This window comes from Methylobacterium sp. HMF5984, from assembly GCF_045033435.1.
GTDB lineage: Bacteria > Pseudomonadota > Alphaproteobacteria > Rhizobiales > Beijerinckiaceae > Methylobacterium.
The window spans coordinates 1-16868 of sequence record NZ_JBJFLN010000001.1; the positions used below are offsets into that span (position 1 = coordinate 1).

A 16868-nucleotide genomic window follows, 5' to 3' on the forward strand; every position below is an offset into this window, starting at 1 on the left:
TGTACTGCATCGACTTCGCGGGGCCGGACCTGCCGCAGGGCGCCCTCGACGCCGAGGGGGCGGGCGTCGCCGCGATCGTCTCGGCCAGCGCCGGCACGATGCACGATCCCGTCGCCGCGCCGGTGCCGCAGACCGGGGGCTGGCGCATCTACGTCGAGTGGCGCCCCCCCGCCGCGATGCCCCCGGGCGACGTGGTGCTGCGTGCCCACCTCACCCGGGCCGGGCGCCGCATCAGCGAGACCTGGGACGCGGCGGCGTAGGCGCGCGCGGGCGGGCGAACCCCGGAAAGGCCTCCCTTCGCCCTCGCTTCACCGGAGGCGGGCCCTCCCGACCTCGGCGGGCGCGCCCGGAGCGCGGGCAGGCCCCGGATCCGTGCGGGGCCGGGGGGAGGCGCGGCCGCCCGCGCTTCGGCATCGGTGTTCACCCCAGGTTGCCCTCGGCGCGCCGACCCGTCAAACCTTGACGTCTCGTCGCGACAACGTTCGGCGGATGGGGACCGACGCGGGGGAGGAAGGGCGGAGCCAGCGTGGACGGGGACGATTCCGAAGGGCCGCCGCGCCGCCGCCGCCGCCACCTGCCGGGTGCCGAGCGCGAGCGGCAGATCGTCGAGGCGGCGACCCGCTTCTTCGCCGAGCAGGGCTTCGGCGGCCAGACCCGCGAGCTCGCCGCGCGGATGGGCATCACCCACTCGGCGATCTTCCGCTACTTCCCCACCAAGGAGGCGCTGATCGAGCGGGTCTACGACCGGGTCTTCGTCGCGCGCTGGAACCCGGATTGGGGCCCGATGGTGCGGGACCGCAGCCATCCGCTGGAGGCGCGGCTGGTGCGGTTCTACCAAGAATACGCCGCCCGGATCTTCGACTACGAATGGGTGCGGATCTTCGTCTTCGCCGGCCTGCGCTCGGTCGACATCACCCCGCGCTACCTCGCCATCCTGCGCGAGGCGCTGATCCTGCCCGTCTGCGCCGAGTTGCGGGTCGAATTCGGCCTCGCGCCGCCCGAGGTGCTGCCGTTCCAGGAGCGCGAGATCGAGGCGGTCTGGGCGCTGCACGGCAAGGTGTTCTACATCGCGGTGCGCAAGTACGTGTACAACCTGCCGACCCCCGACGACGTCGGCCCGATCCTCGCCGACGACGTGCTCGTGTTCATGCGCGGCGCGCCGACGCTGTTCCGGGCGATCCACGCGGACGCGGCAGCGCTGCGCGGGTCGGCGGAGCCGGGCTGACACAGGTTCGAACGGATCGTTCGCATCGCCGACTCGGCCCCCTCTCCCGTTCGGGAGAGAGTTGGGGTGAGGGGACAGGTGTTTCCGGCGAGGTCGCCCCCCCTCACCCTGTCCCTCCCCCGGACGGGAGAGGGGACCCGCGCCGCCTCCGGCAGAAGCGGGGATCCGCGAACCCGACCATGCTGGCGAAGCGGCGCGATCGCATCGTCCCTATCGGAACGCCGCCCGGTCACGGCGCGCGCGCTTCGCGAAGCGTCCATTCTCCGGATACGCGGCGTCGAACTCCGCATCGAATGCCTTCGCGATCAGATCGGCGAAGGCGATTTGCACGTGACTGGGTCGCGCTCTCATCGGCCGGCATGCGTTGTGCGGGTTTCCTCGAAACCGGCACAACAGAACCGCAGGGTCCGAACCTCGTGGCCGGGGTGTGGACGCGGCCCCGAGGCGAAGGTGCCGGGCGGCCGATGGACGACCGCTCTCGGGGGACATCGACGGCCGTCCGCAGGCGCGGCATGGGCCGGATGCAGGCCATCGTCATGAAGGCCATCCGCCGACATCTCACGCCGTGTGGTCCCCCGTCCCGAGCTCGCCGCGGTCCCGGTGGCACGCCACCTCATGCTCCGGCCCTACCGAGCGGCGCAGCGGAAGCTCGGTGCGGCAGACGGCGATCGCGGCCGGGCAGCGCGGGTGGAACGGGCAGCCGGGCGGGGGCGCGAGCGGAGACGGCGGCTCCCCGGGGAGCGCCTGGAACCGGCGCTTGCCCGGCACCAGCTTTGGCGTCTGGGCGAGCAGGCTGATCGTGTAGGGGTGGGCGGGGGCGCAGAACAGGGTCTCGGCCGGCGCCACCTCGACGAGGCGGCCGAGATACATCACCGCCACGCGCGAGGCGACGTGGGCGATCACCCCGAGGTCGTGGCTGACGAACAGGTAGGTCAGGCCGAGGTCGCGGCGCAGCTCCAGGAACAGGTTCAGCACCTGCGCCTGGATCGAGACGTCGAGCGCCGCCACCGACTCGTCGCAGACCAGCATCCGCGGCTTCACCGCCAGGGCCCGCGCGATGCCGATGCGGGCGCGCTGGCCGCCGGAGAACTGGTGCGGGTAGCGCGCCATCGCGTCGGCCCCGAGGCTGACCCGGGCGAGCTGGTCGGCCACGTAGGCGCGCTTGTCGCGAGCCGCGACGAGGCCGTGGGCGACGGGGGCCTCGCCGACGATGTCGAGCACCCGCAGGCGCGGGTTGAGGGACGCGGTGGCGTCCTGGAAGATCATCTGGACGGACAGCGCGGCCGCGCGGCGCTCCGCGGCGCTCGACCCGGCAAGGTCGCGCCCGTCCCGCAGCACCCGGCCCCGGCTCGGGGCGTGGAGGCCGGCCGCGAGCCGGGCCAGGGTGGATTTCCCGCAGCCGGATTCGCCGACGAGCCCGACCACCTCGCCGGCCCCGATCGCGAGGTCGACCTCGGTCACGGCCTGCACCGCGCTCGGAGGCCGGCGCTCGCCCAGCAACCCGGCGAGCCGGGCGGCCAGCGACGGGCTCGACCCGAACCGCTTCGAGACGCCCTCGAGGCTGACCAAAGGTTTCACGTGAAACGCGCCGGCTGGAGGGGATGGCGGCAGAGGGCGAACCGCGACGGCTCGGCGCGCGCGGTCGGCGGCGGCGCGGCGCAGTCCGGCGTGGCGCAGGCGCAGCGCGGGGCGAAGGCGCAGCCCGGCGGGCGGTCCGTCAGCGCGGGCGCCATGCCGGGGATCTGCGCCAGCGGCACGCCGCGGGCGTTGCGGCTCGGGGCGGAGGCGATCAGCCCGGCGCTGTAAGGGTGCAGCGGCGCCTCGATGACGTCGGCCACCGGCCCGGCCTCGACGATGCGGCCGGCATACATCACGCAGAGCCTGTCGCCGAGCCCGGCCACCACCGCGAGGTCGTGGGTGATCCAGATCAGGGCGGTGCCCATCTCGGCGCAGAGCGCCTGCGCCTCGGCCAGGATCTGCGCCTGGATCGTCACGTCGAGGGCCGTCGTCGGCTCGTCGGCGATGAGCAGGGCCGGCGCGTGCAGCAGCGCGATGGCGATGGCGATGCGCTGGCGCATCCCGCCCGAGAGCTGGTGCGGATAGGCGCGCAGGCGCGCGTCGGGTGCCGGGATCCCGACCTTGACCAGGGCCTCGCGCGCCCGCGCCCGGGCGGCCGCCGCCCCGACGCGCTCGTGCGCGCGGATCGCCTCGACCACCTGGGTCTCGACCCGCAGCACCGGGTTCAGGGTGGTCATCGGGTCCTGGAAGATCATCGCCATCCGCCTGCCGCGCAGCGGCCGGAGCTCGGCCTCCGGCAGACCGGCGATGTCGCGGCCCTCGAGCAGGATCCGGCCGCCCGAGACCCGGCCGGGCGCCTCGATCAGCCCCATCAGCGCGAGCCCGGTCACCGACTTGCCCGAGCCGGATTCGCCGACGAGCCCCAGCACCTCGCCGCGGCCCACGGTGAGGCTCACCCGGTCGACGGCGACGTGCTCGCGCCCGCCGGCTTTGAAGCTCACGCTGAGGTCTTCGAGGGCGAGGACGGGGGCGGTCATGGCGCATTCCCCTGCCCGACGCCGCTTGCCTCCCCCCTCTGCGGGCTCGCGGAGGCGCGCATGCCCGCGCGTCGGCAGACGGACGGATTGCGCGAAGCACCACGCGGCCCCCTCTCCCGAACGGAAGAGGGAACCCGCGCCACCTCGGGAATGCGTGGCGAAACATGTGACCGCGATCGCCCGCCGGGGCCGGAAGGGATGTGCACGGACGGATTTCTTCGGCCGGTCCCGGAGGCCATCAATCCGAAAACCTCGGGTTCAGCACGTCGCGCAGCCGGTCGCCGACGAGGTTGATCGCGACGATGACCGCCACCAGCGCCAGGCCGGGGAAGGTCGAGATCCAGTACTTGCCCGAGAGCAGGTAGTCGTAGCCGTTCTTGATCAGCAGCCCGAGGGAGGGCTCGGTCACCGGCACGCCGACGCCGAGGAAGGACAAAGTCGCCTCGAGCGCGATGGCGTGCGCCACCTGCATCGTCGCCACCACGATCACCGGGGCCGAGCAGTTCGGCAGCAGGTGGCGAAAGATTAGGCTGCGGCGCGGCAGCGCGAGCGCGCGGGCGGCCTCCATGTACTCGCGCCGGCGCTCGACCAGGGCGGTCGCCCGGATGGCGCGGGCGTAGTAGGCCCATTGCACGGCGATCAGGGCGATCACTACCTTGTCCACGCCGCGGCCGAAGGCGGCGAGCAGCACCAGCGCGATCAGGATCGCCGGGAACGAGAGCTGCAGGTCGGCGAGCCGCATCAGCACGGCATCGACCCGGCCGCCGGCGTTGGCCGCGAGCACGCCGATCGTGGAGCCGAGCGTCGCCGCGACCAGGGTCGCCGAGAGGCTGACGACGAGGGAGACGCGCAGGCCGTAGAGGATGGCCGAGAGCATGTCGCGCCCCTGCGCGTCGGTGCCGAGCGCGTACAGCATCCCGGAGACGCTGCGGCTGCCGGGGGGCAGGGTGCCGTCCATCACGTCGAGGTTGGCGAGGTCGTAGGGGTCTTGCGGCGCGATCCAGGGGGCGAGGCAGGCGGCGAGGACCGTCAGCACCAGGGCCGCCAAGCCGAGCGCCGCGCCGGGGCTGCGGACGAACGCACGCACGTGCGCCCGCCAGACCGGCTCGGCCGCGGCGGCGACCGGCCGCGCGGCGGGCGGCCCGCCGGCCGCGGGGAGCGTCTCGCCCGTGCTCACGCGGCCTCCGACAGGCGGACCCGCGGGTCGAGGGCGGCGTAGATCAGGTCGACGATCAGGTTGATGACCACGAACAGGCACACGGTCAGCATCAGGTAGGCGACGATGACCGGGCGATCGAGCCGGTTGATCGAGTCGATCAGGAGCTTGCCGATGCCGGGCCAGGCGAACACCGTCTCGGTGACGACGGCGAAGGCGATCATCGAGCCGAGCTCGAGGCCGATCACGGCGACCACCGGAAGCAGGATGTTCTTCAGGACGTGCACGCCGACGATGCGGGCCGGCGACAGCCCCTTGGCGCGGGCGAAGCGCACGTAGTCCTGCAGCATCGCCTCGCGGGTGCCGGCGCGCGCCAGCCGGATCACCACCGCGAGCTTGAACAGCGCCAGGTTCACCGCCGGCAGCACGAGGTGGCGCAGGCCGTCGAGCGTCAGGAGCCCGGTCTCGATGCCGAGCACGTTGACGGTCTCCCCGCGGCCGCCGGCCGGAAACCAGCCGAGCGTCACGGCGAAGACCAGCACCAGCATCAGGCCCTGCCAGAAGTTCGGCAGCGAGAACGCCAGGATCGAGCCGGTCATGATCGTCCGGCCGGTGCCCGAGCTCGGCTTGAGGCCGGCCCAGAGCCCGAGCGGCAGGCCGACCGCGACCGCGAGCACCAGGGCGGTGAGCGCCAGCTCCAGCGTCGCCGGCAGGCGCTGCAGGATCACCGACAGGGCGGGCTCGTTGTAGACGAACGAGCGCCCGAGATCCCCGTGCAGCGCGCGCCAGGCGAAGGTGCCGAACTGCACCGGCAGCGACCGGTCGAGCCCGAGCCGGGCACCGATGGCGGCGCGCTCGTCCGGCGTCGCGTCGGGCGCGGCCAGCATGTCGATCGGATCGGCGATGGCGTAGACGCCGACGAACACCAGCGTCGCCATCGCCGCGACGGTGACGAGCGCCTGGCCGAAGCGCTGGATCAGGTAGGTCAGCATGCAGGTACGCCGCCGAACGGGGCGCGGGTCCCCTCTCCCCGCACGCGGGGAGAGGCCCGGCTGCACCCCGTCGTGCAGCCGGGAAGCGCAGGCGAAGCCGGAGCGATGGTGAGGGGACGCGAACCGACGAGGCTCCGCCGTCGAAGCCCCCTCACCATCGGCTGCCGCCTCGCCGCGCCGACGACGCGGTCGTCGCGGCCCTCTCCCCGCGTGCGGGGAGAGGGGATGCCCGGCGCCCGGAAATCCCGATCCCTCACTTCACCACCGCGACGTCCATCGCCAGCGTGTACTGGTCGATCCGCGGCGTGTAGCGCAGGCCCTTCACCGTGGCCCAGGGGGTGACCTCGAAGTGGAGCGGGATCAGCGGGTAGTCCGCCATGGCGAGCGCGGAGGCCCGGCGCAGCAGGGCGGAGCGCTCATTCTCGTCGAAGGTGCGCATCGCCTCGATGGTGAGGCGGTCGACCTCGCGGTTGCAGTAGCGGCCGCGGTTGGTGAAGCCGCGGCCGGATTCGGGATCGAAGCACAGCAGCAGCGAATTCAGCGAGTTCGACATCTCGCCGGAATCGGCGCCCCAGCCGGCGAGGTAGGCCGAGAACGAGAAGGTGTTGCGCCGGGTGAAGAAGGTCGACGCGGTCGCGGCGTCGAGGCTCGTCTTCACGCCGATCCGGCTCCACATCTGGGCCACCGCCTGCGCGATCTTCTCGTCGTTGATGTAGCGGTCGTTCGGCGTGCCGAGCGTGATCTCGAAGCCGTTCGGGTAGCCGGCCTGGGCCAGGAGGTCCTTAGCCGCCTTCGGATCATAGGCGACGACGGGGAAGTCCTTGGTCGTGCCGGCCAGCGGGAACGGCAGCAGCTCGCCCGCGCCCTGCGCCACCCCGCCCATCACCCGCTCGACGACGGCCTTGCGGTCGATCGCCTTGGACAAAGCCTCGCGCACGCGCCGGTCGAGCAGCGGGTTCTTGTCCGGCGGCGCAGCCTTGTCGGTGCCGCGGATCGTCGGCGTCTTCCAGCCCGGGCCGTCGAACTGGTCGAGGTGGATGTAGATGATGCGGTTCGACAGGCCCTTGGCGACGGTGAAGCCCGCCGCCTCGATCCGCGGCAGGTCCTGGATCGCCGGGTTCTCGATCAGGTCCGCGTCGCCGGCGAGCAGCGCCGCCACCCGCGGGCCGGTGGAGACGATCGGCTTCATCGTCACCGTGTCGAAGGCGGGCGCCGCGCCCCAGTAGGTCGGGTTCCGGGCCAGCACGACCTGGGTGCCGCGCACGTACTCCTTGAGCGCATAGGGGCCAGTGCCGACGGCGACCTTCGGGTTGCCGAAATCGGTGGATTTCGGCGGCGTGCCCATGCCGGCGCACCCGCCCTTGGCGAAGGTGACCGGTCCGGGCGCGCCCGAGGCCTTGGCGCTGAGCATGCCGAGCGCGGTGATGTTGGTCGGCAGCAGCGGCAGCGGCTCGGCGGTCCTGATCACCACGGTCAGCGGATCGGGCGCGGTGACGCTCTCGAACGGCCGGACGAAGGTGGCGAAGGAGGAGGGCGAGTTCTCCACCAGCGGGATGCGGCAGAAGGTGTAGATCACGTCGTTGGCGGTGAACGGCGTGCCGTCCGAGAAGGTGACGTTCGGGCGCAGCCTGAACGTCCAGGTATGCGCGTCGTCGGCCGTCCAGGCGAGCGCCAGCGCGGGCAGCACCGTCATCGCGGGGTCGGTGGTGACCAGGCCCTCGAAGATGTGGCGCCGCAGCGCGTTGTTGGGGCCGAGGTTGTGGAAATGCGGGTCGATCGACGTGGCTTCCGCGGCGAGGCCGATGCGCAGGTCGCGCGCCGCGGCGCCCAGCGGCCCGCCCGCGGATGCCAGCGCCCATCCGCACAGGACGGCGCGCGACAAGGTCCGGCACGGACGGCGGCGCGTCTCGATCATCGACGGTTCCGTATAGAAGGAGCGGGCACGCGAGGGTGGCGCATCGACGGCGCGAGAGCATTTTCGAGCGAGGCGGCGTCCGGCTCGCGTGAAGACAATGCGATCCCGCACCCTGGATAGAGCCTGTTTCGTGATCCATCGATCACGGGACAGGCTCTAGCGTCAATCGTGCCAACCCTCGGGTCGGAGCGTTTTCAGGCGGGGCGGATGCCGTCTCGCGTGTGACGATGCGACCCCACAAGACGTGCGACCCGGTTTCGCGATCCGAGGATCATGGGCCAGGCTCGCGCCACACCGGTCAAGGACACGCGCAATGGGTATGAAGACGACGTTCGTGGTCCAGACCTTCGTGGTCAAGCGCAAGCGCCTGGTGCCCGGCGACCGCGAGGTGGCGCCGACCGAGAGCGGGGCGCTGAAGAAGGCGAAAGCCATGTCCGGGCGGATGCCCGGCACCGCGGCGCTGAAGGTGGTGGCCGACGACGAGACCGGCGAGCTGGAAAGCGCGACGATCCTGGCGAGCTTCGGCGAGGTGCCCGAGGACTTCGCGGAGAGCCTGCAGGGCGGCTGAATGGCGCCGGAAACGCGAAAGGCGGAGCGGGCCGCCCGGCCCGCTCCGCCTCCATCAGGGTCCGCGCGGCCTTCAGCGGCCGCTGGGCGCCGCACCGCTGCCGGTGGTGCCGTTGCCGCTGCCGCTGCCGGCGGGCGAGCCCGCGGTGCTGGTCGAGGGGCCGCCGCTGGCGCCGGGGGGCGGCGCACCGGCGCCCGGGGCCATGGTGCCCGAGCCGCCCATGGTGCCCGAACCGCTCATGGTGCCGCCGGTCGATCCCGCCGTGCCCGCGCCGCTGCCCGAATTCACGGTGCCGCCCGCGCTGGGCCCGGCGCCCGGGCTGCCGGTCTGGGCGAAGGCGGTGCCGCCGAGCGGCAGGATCAGGCAGGTGGCGAGCGCGAGAATCTTGTACGACATCAAGTTTCCTCCTGGTTTCTATATGGGAGCAACGGTGTCGCGGCCGGCTTGTTCAATATCGATCGCTGCAGCCGCAGGTTCGGGCTGCCCCCGGCGGCATCGCAGGCCCTGATCGCCCCTTCCATCCTCCCCCGTGCCGCCCGGCGCTTTGACACGGGGGAAGGCATCGCGGACACGGTAGAAAGGCATCGCAGGCACGGGAAAGGCATGGCGCGACCCGCCGGCGCCGACGGGGAGCCCCGCCGCATGATCGAGCCCAAACCGGTCTTCGACGACCTCACCGCCTTCCACCTCGCCCGCGGCATCGCGCGCTGGGGCTGGACCGTGGGGGCGCACAGCTACGGCAATCCGCGGGTGCTGGAGCCGGAATCGGCCCGGCTCCACATCGGCCGGTTCTGCTCGATCGGGCCGAACGTCACCATCGCGCTTGGCAACCACCGCACCGACCTCGTCACCACCTACCCGTTCAAGGCGCTCGCCGCCTTCTGGCCGAACGCGGCGGCCGGCGCGCACGACCACGCCACCCGCGGCGACGTCGTCCTCGGCGACGAGGTCTGGCTCGGGGCCAACAGCACGATCCTGTCGGGCGTCACCATCGGCAGCGGCGCCGTGGTCGGCGCGGGCGCGGTGGTGCGCCGCGACGTGCCACCCTACGCCCTCGTCACCGGAAACCCGGCGACCGTCCTGCGCTACCGCTTCGATCCGGAGACCATCGCGCGCCTGCTGGAGGTGTGCTGGTGGGCCTGGGACGACGCCCGGATCGCGGACCACCTGCCGCTGATCCTCGGTGCCGACATCGCGGCGTTCCTGGCGCGGGCCGAGGCCGCGCCGAAGCGCCCGCGCCGGCCGCGAAAGCCGAAACCCGCCGGATGAGCGCCGGCCGGCGCGCGAGCCGCGCCGTTGCGCGCGGGGGCCGGTTCTCGCTATCCCTCCCGGCACCACCCCCGGCCGCCGCAGCCCGGCACGAAGGACCGAATGCAAGCCGCACCGACGCCCACGGACATCCTCGCCACGCTGGTGGCGTTCGACACCACCAGCGCGCTGACGAACCTGCCGCTGGTCGACTGGGTCCAGGATTTCGCGGGCTCGCACGGCGCCGCGGTCGAGCGGGTGATGGACGAGACGGGGGAGAAGGCTGCCCTGTGGATCACGGTCGGGCCGGCCGGCGTGCCGGGCTACGTGCTCTCCGGGCACAGCGACGTGGTGCCGGTGGCCGGCCAGGACTGGAGCCACGACCCGTTCCGGCTGACCGAGGCCGACGGCCGGCTCTACGGGCGCGGCACCTCGGACATGAAGGGGTTCGTCGCCGTCTGCCTCGCGCTCCTGCCGGAGATGGCGGCGGCGCCCCTCGTCCGGCCGCTCCACCTGGCCCTGTCCTACGACGAGGAGGTCGGCTGCCTCGGCGTGCGCCCGCTGATCGCGCGGATGCGGGCGATGGGCCTCGCGCCGCTGGGATGCTTCGTCGGCGAACCGACCGGGATGGCGGTCGTCACCGGGCACAAGGGCAAGCACGCCGCCCGCGTCACCTTCCGCGGCAAGGCCTGCCACTCGGCGCTGGCGCCGGCCGGCGTCAACGCGGTCGAGTACGCCGCGCGCTTCATCCTCCACGTCAGGCAGATGGCCGACGCGCTGGCGGCATCCGGCGCGCGCGATCCGCTCTACGACGTGCCCCACACCACCGGGCTCAGCAGCGTCGTCCACGGCGGCACCGCCCTCAACATCGTGCCGGACCGCTGCAGCGTCGACTTCGAGTTCCGGGCCATCGGCGCGGACGATGCCGGTGCGCTGGCCCGGCGCGCGATCGCCTTCGCAACCGAGACCCTCGCCGCGGAGATGGCCGCGCGCGATCCCGCCTGCGGCGTCGCGGTCGCCCCGCTGATCGATTATCCCGGCCTCGAGACCGCGGCCGATTCGGCGCTGGTGACGCTGGCCAAGCGGCTCGCCGGCCGCAACGGCCACGCCAAGGTCTCGTTCGGCACCGAGGGCGGGCTGTTCCAGGCGCTCGGCGACGTGCCAGCGGTGGTGGTCGGCCCGGGCTCGATCGCCCGCGCCCACAAGGCCGACGAATTCATCACGCTCGCCGAGCTCGACGCCTGCGCCGCCTTCGTGCGCCGGCTGATCGCGGAGTGCTGCGAGGGCTGACGGCCCGCTCGCCCCGGCCTGCGGCGGCCCTATCTGACGAGCGATGCGCCGTCCCTTGCCCGCCGCGCCTTCCCTCCCCCCGACGGATCTCGGGCTTGCCCGAGATCCGCACCCCGTGTGCCCAAGTCGGGCAGGCCCGACTTGGGTACGGGGGAGGGTGGGCCTCGCGTCAGCGAGGGTCGGGAGAGGGGAGCGCCCTTTCAGGCATCGTCGCTCCCCTCTCCCGACCCGCTGCGCGGGCCACCCTCCCCCGCAGAGGGGGGAGGGAAGGGCACGCCCCTCATAGGATTCACCCCCATGCGCCAGAACAAGCTCGGCCGGACCGGCCTCTTCGTCTCGGAACTCTGCCTCGGCACGATGACCTTCGGCGGCGGGGAAGGGATGTGGCGGCAGATCGGTGCGCTCGACCAGGCGGAGGCCGAACGCCTCGTCGGCCGCGCGATCGATGCCGGGATCAATGTCGTCGACACCGCCGACGTCTACGCCGAGGGCCTGTCCGAGCAGATCACCGGCCAGGCGTTGAAGGCCCTCAAGGTGCCGCGCGAGAACGTGGTCGTCGCGACCAAGGCCTACGGCCCGACGGGGCCGGGCGCGAACAGCCGCGGGGCCTCGCGGGTGCATCTGCTCGACGCGGTGAAGGCCAGCCTGAAGCGGCTGCAGCTCGACCACATCGACCTCTACCAGATCCACGGCTTCGACCCGGCGACCCCGATCGAGGAGACGGTGCGGGCGCTCGACATCCTCGTCCAGCACGGCCACGTCCGCTACGTCGGCGTCTCGAACTGGGCGGCCTGGCAGATCGTGAAGGCGCTCGGCATCTCCGAGCGCGAGGGGCTGGCCCGCTTCGAGAGCCTGCAGGCCTACTACACGCTGGCCGGCCGCGACCTCGAGCGCGAGATCGTGCCGATGCTTCGGAGCGAGCGCCTCGGCCTGATGGTCTGGAGCCCGCTCGCCGGCGGCCTGCTCTCGGGCAAGTATTCCGGCGACGCCGCCGGCGAGGGCCGGCGCGCCGCCTTCGACTTCCCGCCGGTGGAGCGCGGCCGCGCCGAATCCTGCATTGACGCGATGCGGCCGATGGCGGCCGCCCGCAACGTCTCGATCGCGCAGATCGCGCTGGCGTGGCTGCTGCACCGGCGCGTGGTGTCGAGCGTCATCGTCGGCGCCAAGCGCATCGACCAGCTCGACGACAACATCGCCGCGACGCAGATCGAGCTGAGCGAACCCGAGCTCGACGCCCTCGACGCGGTCAGCGTGCTGCCGCGCGAATACCCGGGCTGGATGTTCGAGACGCAGGGCGCGCGCGCCAAGCAGCTGGCCGAGGCCGGGCGCAGGAATGCGCGCTAGCGAGAACAGACGGGTGCCGGCCGGCGATCTCCGCATCCCGGCCGCCATTGCCACGGCGGGGGTCGAGGCCTAGCTCGTGCGGGCCCCCTGAGAGGGCCGGCGCCGGGAATACCGGCGCGCGCCGCCTATCGTCGGAGACGCCCATCATGATCCGGACCCTCGCTCTGCCCGTCCTCGCGCTCGTCGCCGGCACGGTGCCGGGCTACGCCATCGACGTCGCCAAGACCGCCACGGTCGCCGCCCCGCCCGCCAAGGTCTGGCAGGCCATCGGCGACTTCTGCGGCATCGGCGACTGGCACCCGGCGGTGGAGAAGTGCGCGCTGTCCGAGAAGGACGGCATGAAGGTCCGCACTCTCTCGCTCAAGGGCGGCGGCACCCTCGTCGAGGAGCAGGTCTCCCGCGACGACAAGGTGATGAGCTACACCTACACGATCCTGTCCGGCCCGCTGCCGGTCTCCGACTACAAGTCGACGCTCTCGGTGGCGCCGGACGGCACCGGCTCGAAGCTGAGCTGGACCGGGACCTTCAACGCCAAGGGCGCCCCGGACACCGTCGCCACCGACGCGATCTCCGGCATCTACGAGTCGGGCCTGAAGGCCATCGCCGACAAGGCGAAGTAGGCCGGTTCGGTCGACGAACGAGCTGTTCCCTCCCCCCTCTGCGGGGGAGGGAAACCGCGATCACGCGAACGGCGATCGCGGATCGAGCACCGCAATCGAAGCCTACGATTGACCGTCCGGCGGCGCGGGGTCAAAAACCGTCCGGCGCAAGCTGCGCCGTGTCAGGGAAAGCCGCCCGTGCCGACCAAGATTTCCGGATTTTCGCTCGCCGCCCTCCTCGCCGCCGCCGCGCTCGGCGGCTGCCAGCAGAAGGCCGCGGCGCCCGCCGTCGCCGTCGCGGCGGCGCCGGCCCCCGTGGTGCTGCCGCAGGGCTCCGGCTGCGGCCCGGCGATCGGCCGGACCCAGGCCGTGGTCGACAGCGACGTCGCCACCGGTAACCTCAACAAGCCGGTCGGCGACCGGTTCAGCGCGGACCTCGCCCATGCCTCGGCAGCCTGCGCCGCCGGCCGCGACGGCGAGGCGCTGCACCTGCTCGCCGCCGCCAAGAGCCGCTACGGCTACCCATAGGCCTCGTCCGGCGCGATGGTCCGGCGCGCGGCCGGGCCGATCGCACATCGCCCAAAAGCAGGACGGCGCACCGCTCGCGGATGCGCCGTCCTGCGTTTCAGACCTGCCGCGAGCTCCGATCGAGCCCGCAACGTCCGCTCAGCGGCCGCCGCCGCTGCCGGTCGAGCCGATGCGCGAGGGCTGGCCCTCGTTGCCGGAGGCGGCCGAGTCGGTGGCGATGCCGTCGGCGGCGCGGCCGGTCGGCGAGTAGGTGGCGGCGCCTTCCTCGCCGGTCGAGTTGGTCTGGCGCGTGACCACGCCCGGCGCGCCCGGCGGCACGACGACGGTGGTGCCGGTCGGCGTCTCGATGACCTGGGCGACGGCGGGGGCGGCGACGCCGAGCGCGAGGGCGGCGGCGAGGGTGAGCTTGATCATGGGGGTGGGGCCTGGACGAGGGGACGGCGCATCGAGCGCCTGAGCCCGGACAACGTCGATTGCGCGCAATCGGTCCATGCGCGCGCGCGATGGACGTTATGTCGCCGCCCGGTGCGGAAGGGGGAAACCGCGCCGCCGGCGCCTCGCCTCCGGCGGCGGAGCGGCGCTCAGGTCACGAAGAGTGGGTTCAACCCGGCCTTGTGGAAGCCGTCCTCGGCGATCTTCAGGTCGAGGCCGTAGGAGGCGACGTCGTCGGCGACGGGGTCGAGCGCCGGGTCGCGGTGCTGGTGCAGGTGCTTGATGTAGCTGTGGCAGGTGCCGCAGGTCTCGACCTGGACGTCCTTCGAGAGCTCGTCGAGGCTCTGGTAGGTGATCGCCTCGCCCGAGCCGCAGGCGGTGCAGCGGATGCGGACGTGATTCCACTGGCTGCCGCAGAGCGAGCAGGCGAGGTAGCGCGCCTTGTCGGCCGGGGTCCAGGCGACGATCAGGCTCGCCACGGGAGCGCCGCCGCAGGCCGGGCAGACGCCGTCGGCCACCGGCTTCAGCGCCGACCGGTCGAGGCGGGCGGCGGCCTCCGACAGGCAGAGCTGGAGCGCGGCCGCGACGAACACGCATTCGGCCATGCGCTCGACCGGGAACGCGCCCTCGAACACCTGCACGCCGAGATCGAGGCGATCCTCCGGCGATGCGGATCGCAGCGCCGCCGCCGCGTCGTGGGCGGCCTGCGGCGCCGGCCCGAGGTCGAGGGCGGCGAGCAGCCCGTCCAGGCAGGCCAGGAAGGCGCCGGGCGCCTCCAGGCTGTGGCGCGAGAGCGGCGGCATGCCGTGCTCGAGCCGCAGGGCGCGGTCGGCATTCGGCTCGGTCTCGGGCTGCGGCACCTGTCCGGCGCGGGCGGCCTGAACCGAGGCCTGCGCCGTGGCGATGCGGGCGAGCAGGTCGAGGTAGCCGCCCATCGGATGGTCGGGGGCGAGGCGCTGCAGCCGCAGGGCGCGGTTCGCGAACAGGTCGGCCGGGACGGGGAGCTGGACGAAGGGCACCGAGCCGGCGATGCCGATCCGGTCGGGATCGGGCTGCAGCTCGTGCAGCTTCTGGCGTTTCGGGGTTTTACCGGCGGTGTCGGCGGGATCTAGCCCCGCGGGCTCGGCCGCGGGGGTGCGCTTGAAGAAACGGGCCAAGGCGTCAGTGCCCGCGCTTGTCGGTGGAGCCGCGCTGGCGCTTGCCGCCGGCGATCTGCCGGAACCACTTGCGGTGATGGCGATAGGCCCAGCCGCCGGTGACGGTGCCGCGCACCATCGCCCGGCCGGTGCCGCGCACCCAGATGCCGGCGTAGATGTGAACGACGATGATCGCGATGGCGACGACCGCGGCGAGCGAGTGCGCCAGCAGCGCCCAGCGCTTCGTCTCGATGACGGTGTACTGGTAGAAGTACTGGTCCCAGATCACCAGCCCGGTGACGAACATGATCCCGATCAGCGCGGTCTGGCCCCAGAACACGCCCTTCTGGCCGGCATTGTACTTGCCGAGCTCGGGCAGCCGGTCCTCGCGGTTGGTGACCACGTCGCCGATCTTCATCGACCAGGCGACGTCGTCCTTGTTGGGGATGTTGAGCTTCCAGAAGCGCAGGAACAGCAGCGCGAAGCTGACCGCCAGCGCCACGCCGAACCACGGGTGGATCGCCCGCGTCGCCTGGCCCCCGCCGAAGATGCCGGTGAGCGAGAACAGGTACGGCGTGAACATCGCCAGGCCGGAGAGGGTCAGCAGGGTGAACAGGATCGCGGTGATCCAGTGGTTGACGCGCTGCAGGCCGGTGTAGCGGGGAACGTAGAGGATCTCCGGCGCCTCGTGCACCTCGCGCAAGGGGCGGGCATCGCCGTCTCGGATGTCGGTGTGAACGGTCATCGGGTCTGCTTCTCTCGACCTGGAACATCGTCCACGATCTCCCGATCGCGGACAAGGCTCGCGCTTATCGTAGGGCCGCGTCGTCCTCGCGCACCGGGATCCACCGCGCGCGATCGATGCGCCCGTGGCCCCGAACGGGAGCCGGGAGGCCGGCGCGCCTTCGGCGGCGCCGGCCTCCCGTGCCCGTCAGTGCGGCCGGGCCTCGCCGCTCTCGGCGTCGCGGCGCTTCTCGTGGTCGTACTCGATCGCCTCTTCCTCCTCCTCGGCGACGACCTCGTTCGGCCCCGCCGTGACGTAGTGGAAGAACCCGGCGACCGCCGCGAAGCCCATCGCGGCGAGCCCGAACACCTTGGCGCCGCCCTTCCAGAAGGCGACCAGCGGCGAGATCTTCGGGTCGAGCGGCAGGCCGGCATAGAGCTGCGGCTTGTCGGCGTGGTGGAGCACGTACATCACGTGCGTGCCGCCGACGCCGGCCGGGTCGTACAGGCCGGCATGCTCGAAGCCGCGCGACTTGAGGTCCTCGACCCGGTCGTGCGCCTGCTCGATCATCGCGGCCTTGGTGCCGAACATGATCGAGCCGGTCGGGCACGCCTTGGCGCAGGCGGGCGCCTGGCCGACGGCGACGCGGTCCGAGCACAGCGTGCACTTGTACGCCTTGTGGTCCTTCTCGGAGATGCGCGGGATGTTGAACGGGCAGCCCTTCACGCAGTAGCCGCAGCCGATGCAGTTCTCCTCGATGAAGTCGACGATGCCGTTGGAGTACTGCACGATCGCGCCGGGGGACGGGCACGCCTTGAGGCAGCCCGGATCGGTGCAGTGCATGCAGCCGTCCTTGCGGATCAGCCATTCGAGGTTGTTGGTCGCCTCGTTCTCGTACTCGGTGAACCGCATCAGGGTCCACGTCTTGGGCGTGAGGTCGTGCGGGTTGTCGTAGACGCCGACGTTGACGCCGACGTCGTCGCGCAGGTCGTTCCACTCCTCGCAGGCCGACTGGCAGGCCTTGCAGCCGATGCACTTCGACACGTCGATGAGCTTTGCGACCTCCATGTGCGAGCGGATGGCCGGCGGCGTCTCCGTGGAGGCGGAGCGCTGCCGGATGTCGAGGGAGCTGTAATCGGCCATGGTCTGATGCTCC

18 protein-coding genes are annotated in these 16868 nt (G+C 72.4%); 8 read left to right on the forward strand and 10 right to left on the reverse strand.

The genetic code is table 11. The features are described 5' to 3' along the window. Together ACFZ8E_RS00005 and ACFZ8E_RS00010 are read left to right on the forward strand one after the other, a co-directional pair. Positions 1-260: glucan biosynthesis protein (locus ACFZ8E_RS00005; RefSeq protein ID WP_405041648.1), on the forward strand; the 260-nt coding region annotated here is incomplete at its 5' end. Positions 261-526: 266 nt separating this feature from the next. After that, entirely contained in the window at positions 527-1225 is a 699-nt protein-coding gene (locus ACFZ8E_RS00010) for a TetR/AcrR family transcriptional regulator (protein ID WP_147844474.1), read from the forward strand. A gap of 558 nt (positions 1226-1783) precedes the next feature. On the opposite strand, the gene ACFZ8E_RS00015 is transcribed toward ACFZ8E_RS00010, so the two are convergent. From ACFZ8E_RS00015 to ACFZ8E_RS00035, 5 genes are all read right to left on the reverse strand, one after another. Further along, positions 1784-2803: an oligopeptide/dipeptide ABC transporter ATP-binding protein gene (locus tag ACFZ8E_RS00015; protein ID WP_405041649.1), complete on the reverse strand. Its 1020-nt coding sequence runs from the start codon at positions 2801-2803 to the stop codon at positions 1784-1786. Next, positions 2800-3780, reverse strand: a complete 981-nt coding sequence (locus tag ACFZ8E_RS00020; protein ID WP_405041650.1) for an ABC transporter ATP-binding protein — start codon at positions 3778-3780, stop codon at positions 2800-2802. The genes ACFZ8E_RS00015 and ACFZ8E_RS00020 overlap by 4 nt, the downstream gene beginning before the upstream one ends. A gap of 238 nt (positions 3781-4018) precedes the next feature. Further along, positions 4019-4867, reverse strand: coding sequence for an ABC transporter permease (locus tag ACFZ8E_RS00025; RefSeq protein WP_243938231.1), 849 nt, complete (start codon positions 4865-4867; stop codon positions 4019-4021). Positions 4868-4953: 86 nt separating this feature from the next. Continuing rightward, a complete protein-coding gene (locus tag ACFZ8E_RS00030) occupies positions 4954-5928 on the reverse strand; it encodes an ABC transporter permease (RefSeq protein WP_405041651.1) in 975 nt (324 codons plus the stop codon). Positions 5929-6181: 253 nt separating this feature from the next. Then, entirely contained in the window at positions 6182-7843 is a 1662-nt protein-coding gene (locus ACFZ8E_RS00035) for an ABC transporter substrate-binding protein (protein ID WP_243938199.1), read from the reverse strand. A gap of 313 nt (positions 7844-8156) precedes the next feature. On the opposite strand from ACFZ8E_RS00035, the gene ACFZ8E_RS00040 reads away from it, so the two are divergent. After that, positions 8157-8411: a hypothetical protein gene (locus ACFZ8E_RS00040; protein WP_405041652.1), complete on the forward strand. Its 255-nt coding sequence runs from the start codon at positions 8157-8159 to the stop codon at positions 8409-8411. 72 nt (positions 8412-8483) lie between these two features. Here ACFZ8E_RS00040 and ACFZ8E_RS00045 read toward each other — a convergent pair whose 3' ends face one another. Beyond that, positions 8484-8807 (reverse strand): hypothetical protein, encoded by a 324-nt coding sequence (locus tag ACFZ8E_RS00045; RefSeq protein WP_147863032.1) that lies wholly within the window; start codon positions 8805-8807, stop codon positions 8484-8486. A gap of 246 nt (positions 8808-9053) precedes the next feature. On the opposite strand from ACFZ8E_RS00045, the gene ACFZ8E_RS00050 reads away from it, so the two are divergent. The 5 genes from ACFZ8E_RS00050 to ACFZ8E_RS00070 all read left to right on the forward strand — a co-directional run bounded on the left by ACFZ8E_RS00050 (position 9054) and on the right by ACFZ8E_RS00070 (position 13420). Continuing rightward, positions 9054-9680 carry a CatB-related O-acetyltransferase gene (locus ACFZ8E_RS00050; RefSeq protein ID WP_279603611.1) on the forward strand — a complete coding sequence of 209 codons (627 nt, stop codon included), beginning with the start codon at positions 9054-9056 and terminating at the stop codon, positions 9678-9680. Between the two features lie 102 nt (positions 9681-9782). After that, a complete protein-coding gene (argE, locus tag ACFZ8E_RS00055; protein WP_243947908.1) occupies positions 9783-10949 on the forward strand; it encodes an acetylornithine deacetylase in 1167 nt (388 codons plus the stop codon). Positions 10950-11246: 297 nt separating this feature from the next. Then, on the forward strand, positions 11247-12293 hold the full coding sequence (locus ACFZ8E_RS00060; RefSeq protein ID WP_243947910.1) for an aldo/keto reductase: 1047 nt from the start codon (positions 11247-11249) through the stop codon (positions 12291-12293). A gap of 146 nt (positions 12294-12439) precedes the next feature. Further along, the gene (locus tag ACFZ8E_RS00065; protein ID WP_147729221.1) at positions 12440-12913 is read left to right on the forward strand and encodes an SRPBCC family protein; all 474 of its coding nucleotides are present in this window, start codon (positions 12440-12442) and stop codon (positions 12911-12913) included. Between the two features lie 177 nt (positions 12914-13090). Then, on the forward strand, positions 13091-13420 hold the full coding sequence (locus ACFZ8E_RS00070) for a hypothetical protein (protein ID WP_147860202.1): 330 nt from the start codon (positions 13091-13093) through the stop codon (positions 13418-13420). Between the two features lie 138 nt (positions 13421-13558). Here ACFZ8E_RS00070 and ACFZ8E_RS00075 read toward each other — a convergent pair whose 3' ends face one another. The 4 genes from ACFZ8E_RS00075 to fdxH form a co-directional block, all read right to left on the reverse strand. After that, positions 13559-13834 carry a hypothetical protein gene (locus tag ACFZ8E_RS00075; RefSeq protein ID WP_147860201.1) on the reverse strand — a complete coding sequence of 92 codons (276 nt, stop codon included), beginning with the start codon at positions 13832-13834 and terminating at the stop codon, positions 13559-13561. 167 nt (positions 13835-14001) lie between these two features. Next, positions 14002-15009 (reverse strand): formate dehydrogenase accessory protein FdhE, encoded by a 1008-nt coding sequence (gene fdhE / locus ACFZ8E_RS00080; RefSeq protein ID WP_405041653.1) that lies wholly within the window; start codon positions 15007-15009, stop codon positions 14002-14004. Positions 15010-15013: 4 nt separating this feature from the next. Continuing rightward, positions 15014-15733 (reverse strand): formate dehydrogenase subunit gamma, encoded by a 720-nt coding sequence (locus ACFZ8E_RS00085; protein ID WP_147728351.1) that lies wholly within the window; start codon positions 15731-15733, stop codon positions 15014-15016. Positions 15734-15919: 186 nt separating this feature from the next. After that, on the reverse strand, positions 15920-16855 hold the full coding sequence (gene fdxH, locus ACFZ8E_RS00090) for a formate dehydrogenase subunit beta (protein WP_147728352.1): 936 nt from the start codon (positions 16853-16855) through the stop codon (positions 15920-15922). Positions 16856-16868: the final 13 nt, after the last annotated feature.

Bases quoted from the DNA above. Each gene is read 5' to 3' on its own strand.
- ACFZ8E_RS00020 (WP_405041650.1), bottom strand. From the start codon at position 3,780: ATGACCGCCCCCGTCCTCGCCCTCGAAGACCTCAGCGTGAGCTTCAAA.
- ACFZ8E_RS00030 (WP_405041651.1), bottom strand. From the start codon at position 5,928: ATGCTGACCTACCTGATCCAGCGCTTCGGCCAGGCGCTCGTCACCGTC.
- ACFZ8E_RS00035 (WP_243938199.1), bottom strand. From the start codon at position 7,843: ATGATCGAGACGCGCCGCCGTCCGTGCCGGACCTTGTCGCGCGCCGTC.
- ACFZ8E_RS00040 (WP_405041652.1), top strand. From the start codon at position 8,157: ATGGGTATGAAGACGACGTTCGTGGTCCAGACCTTCGTGGTCAAGCGC.
- ACFZ8E_RS00045 (WP_147863032.1), bottom strand. From the start codon at position 8,807: ATGTCGTACAAGATTCTCGCGCTCGCCACCTGCCTGATCCTGCCGCTC.
- ACFZ8E_RS00050 (WP_279603611.1), top strand. From the start codon at position 9,054: ATGATCGAGCCCAAACCGGTCTTCGACGACCTCACCGCCTTCCACCTC.
- argE (WP_243947908.1), top strand. From the start codon at position 9,783: ATGCAAGCCGCACCGACGCCCACGGACATCCTCGCCACGCTGGTGGCG.
- ACFZ8E_RS00060 (WP_243947910.1), top strand. From the start codon at position 11,247: ATGCGCCAGAACAAGCTCGGCCGGACCGGCCTCTTCGTCTCGGAACTC.
- ACFZ8E_RS00065 (WP_147729221.1), top strand. From the start codon at position 12,440: ATGATCCGGACCCTCGCTCTGCCCGTCCTCGCGCTCGTCGCCGGCACG.
- ACFZ8E_RS00075 (WP_147860201.1), bottom strand. From the start codon at position 13,834: ATGATCAAGCTCACCCTCGCCGCCGCCCTCGCGCTCGGCGTCGCCGCC.
- ACFZ8E_RS00085 (WP_147728351.1), bottom strand. From the start codon at position 15,733: ATGACCGTTCACACCGACATCCGAGACGGCGATGCCCGCCCCTTGCGC.
- fdxH (WP_147728352.1), bottom strand. From the start codon at position 16,855: ATGGCCGATTACAGCTCCCTCGACATCCGGCAGCGCTCCGCCTCCACG.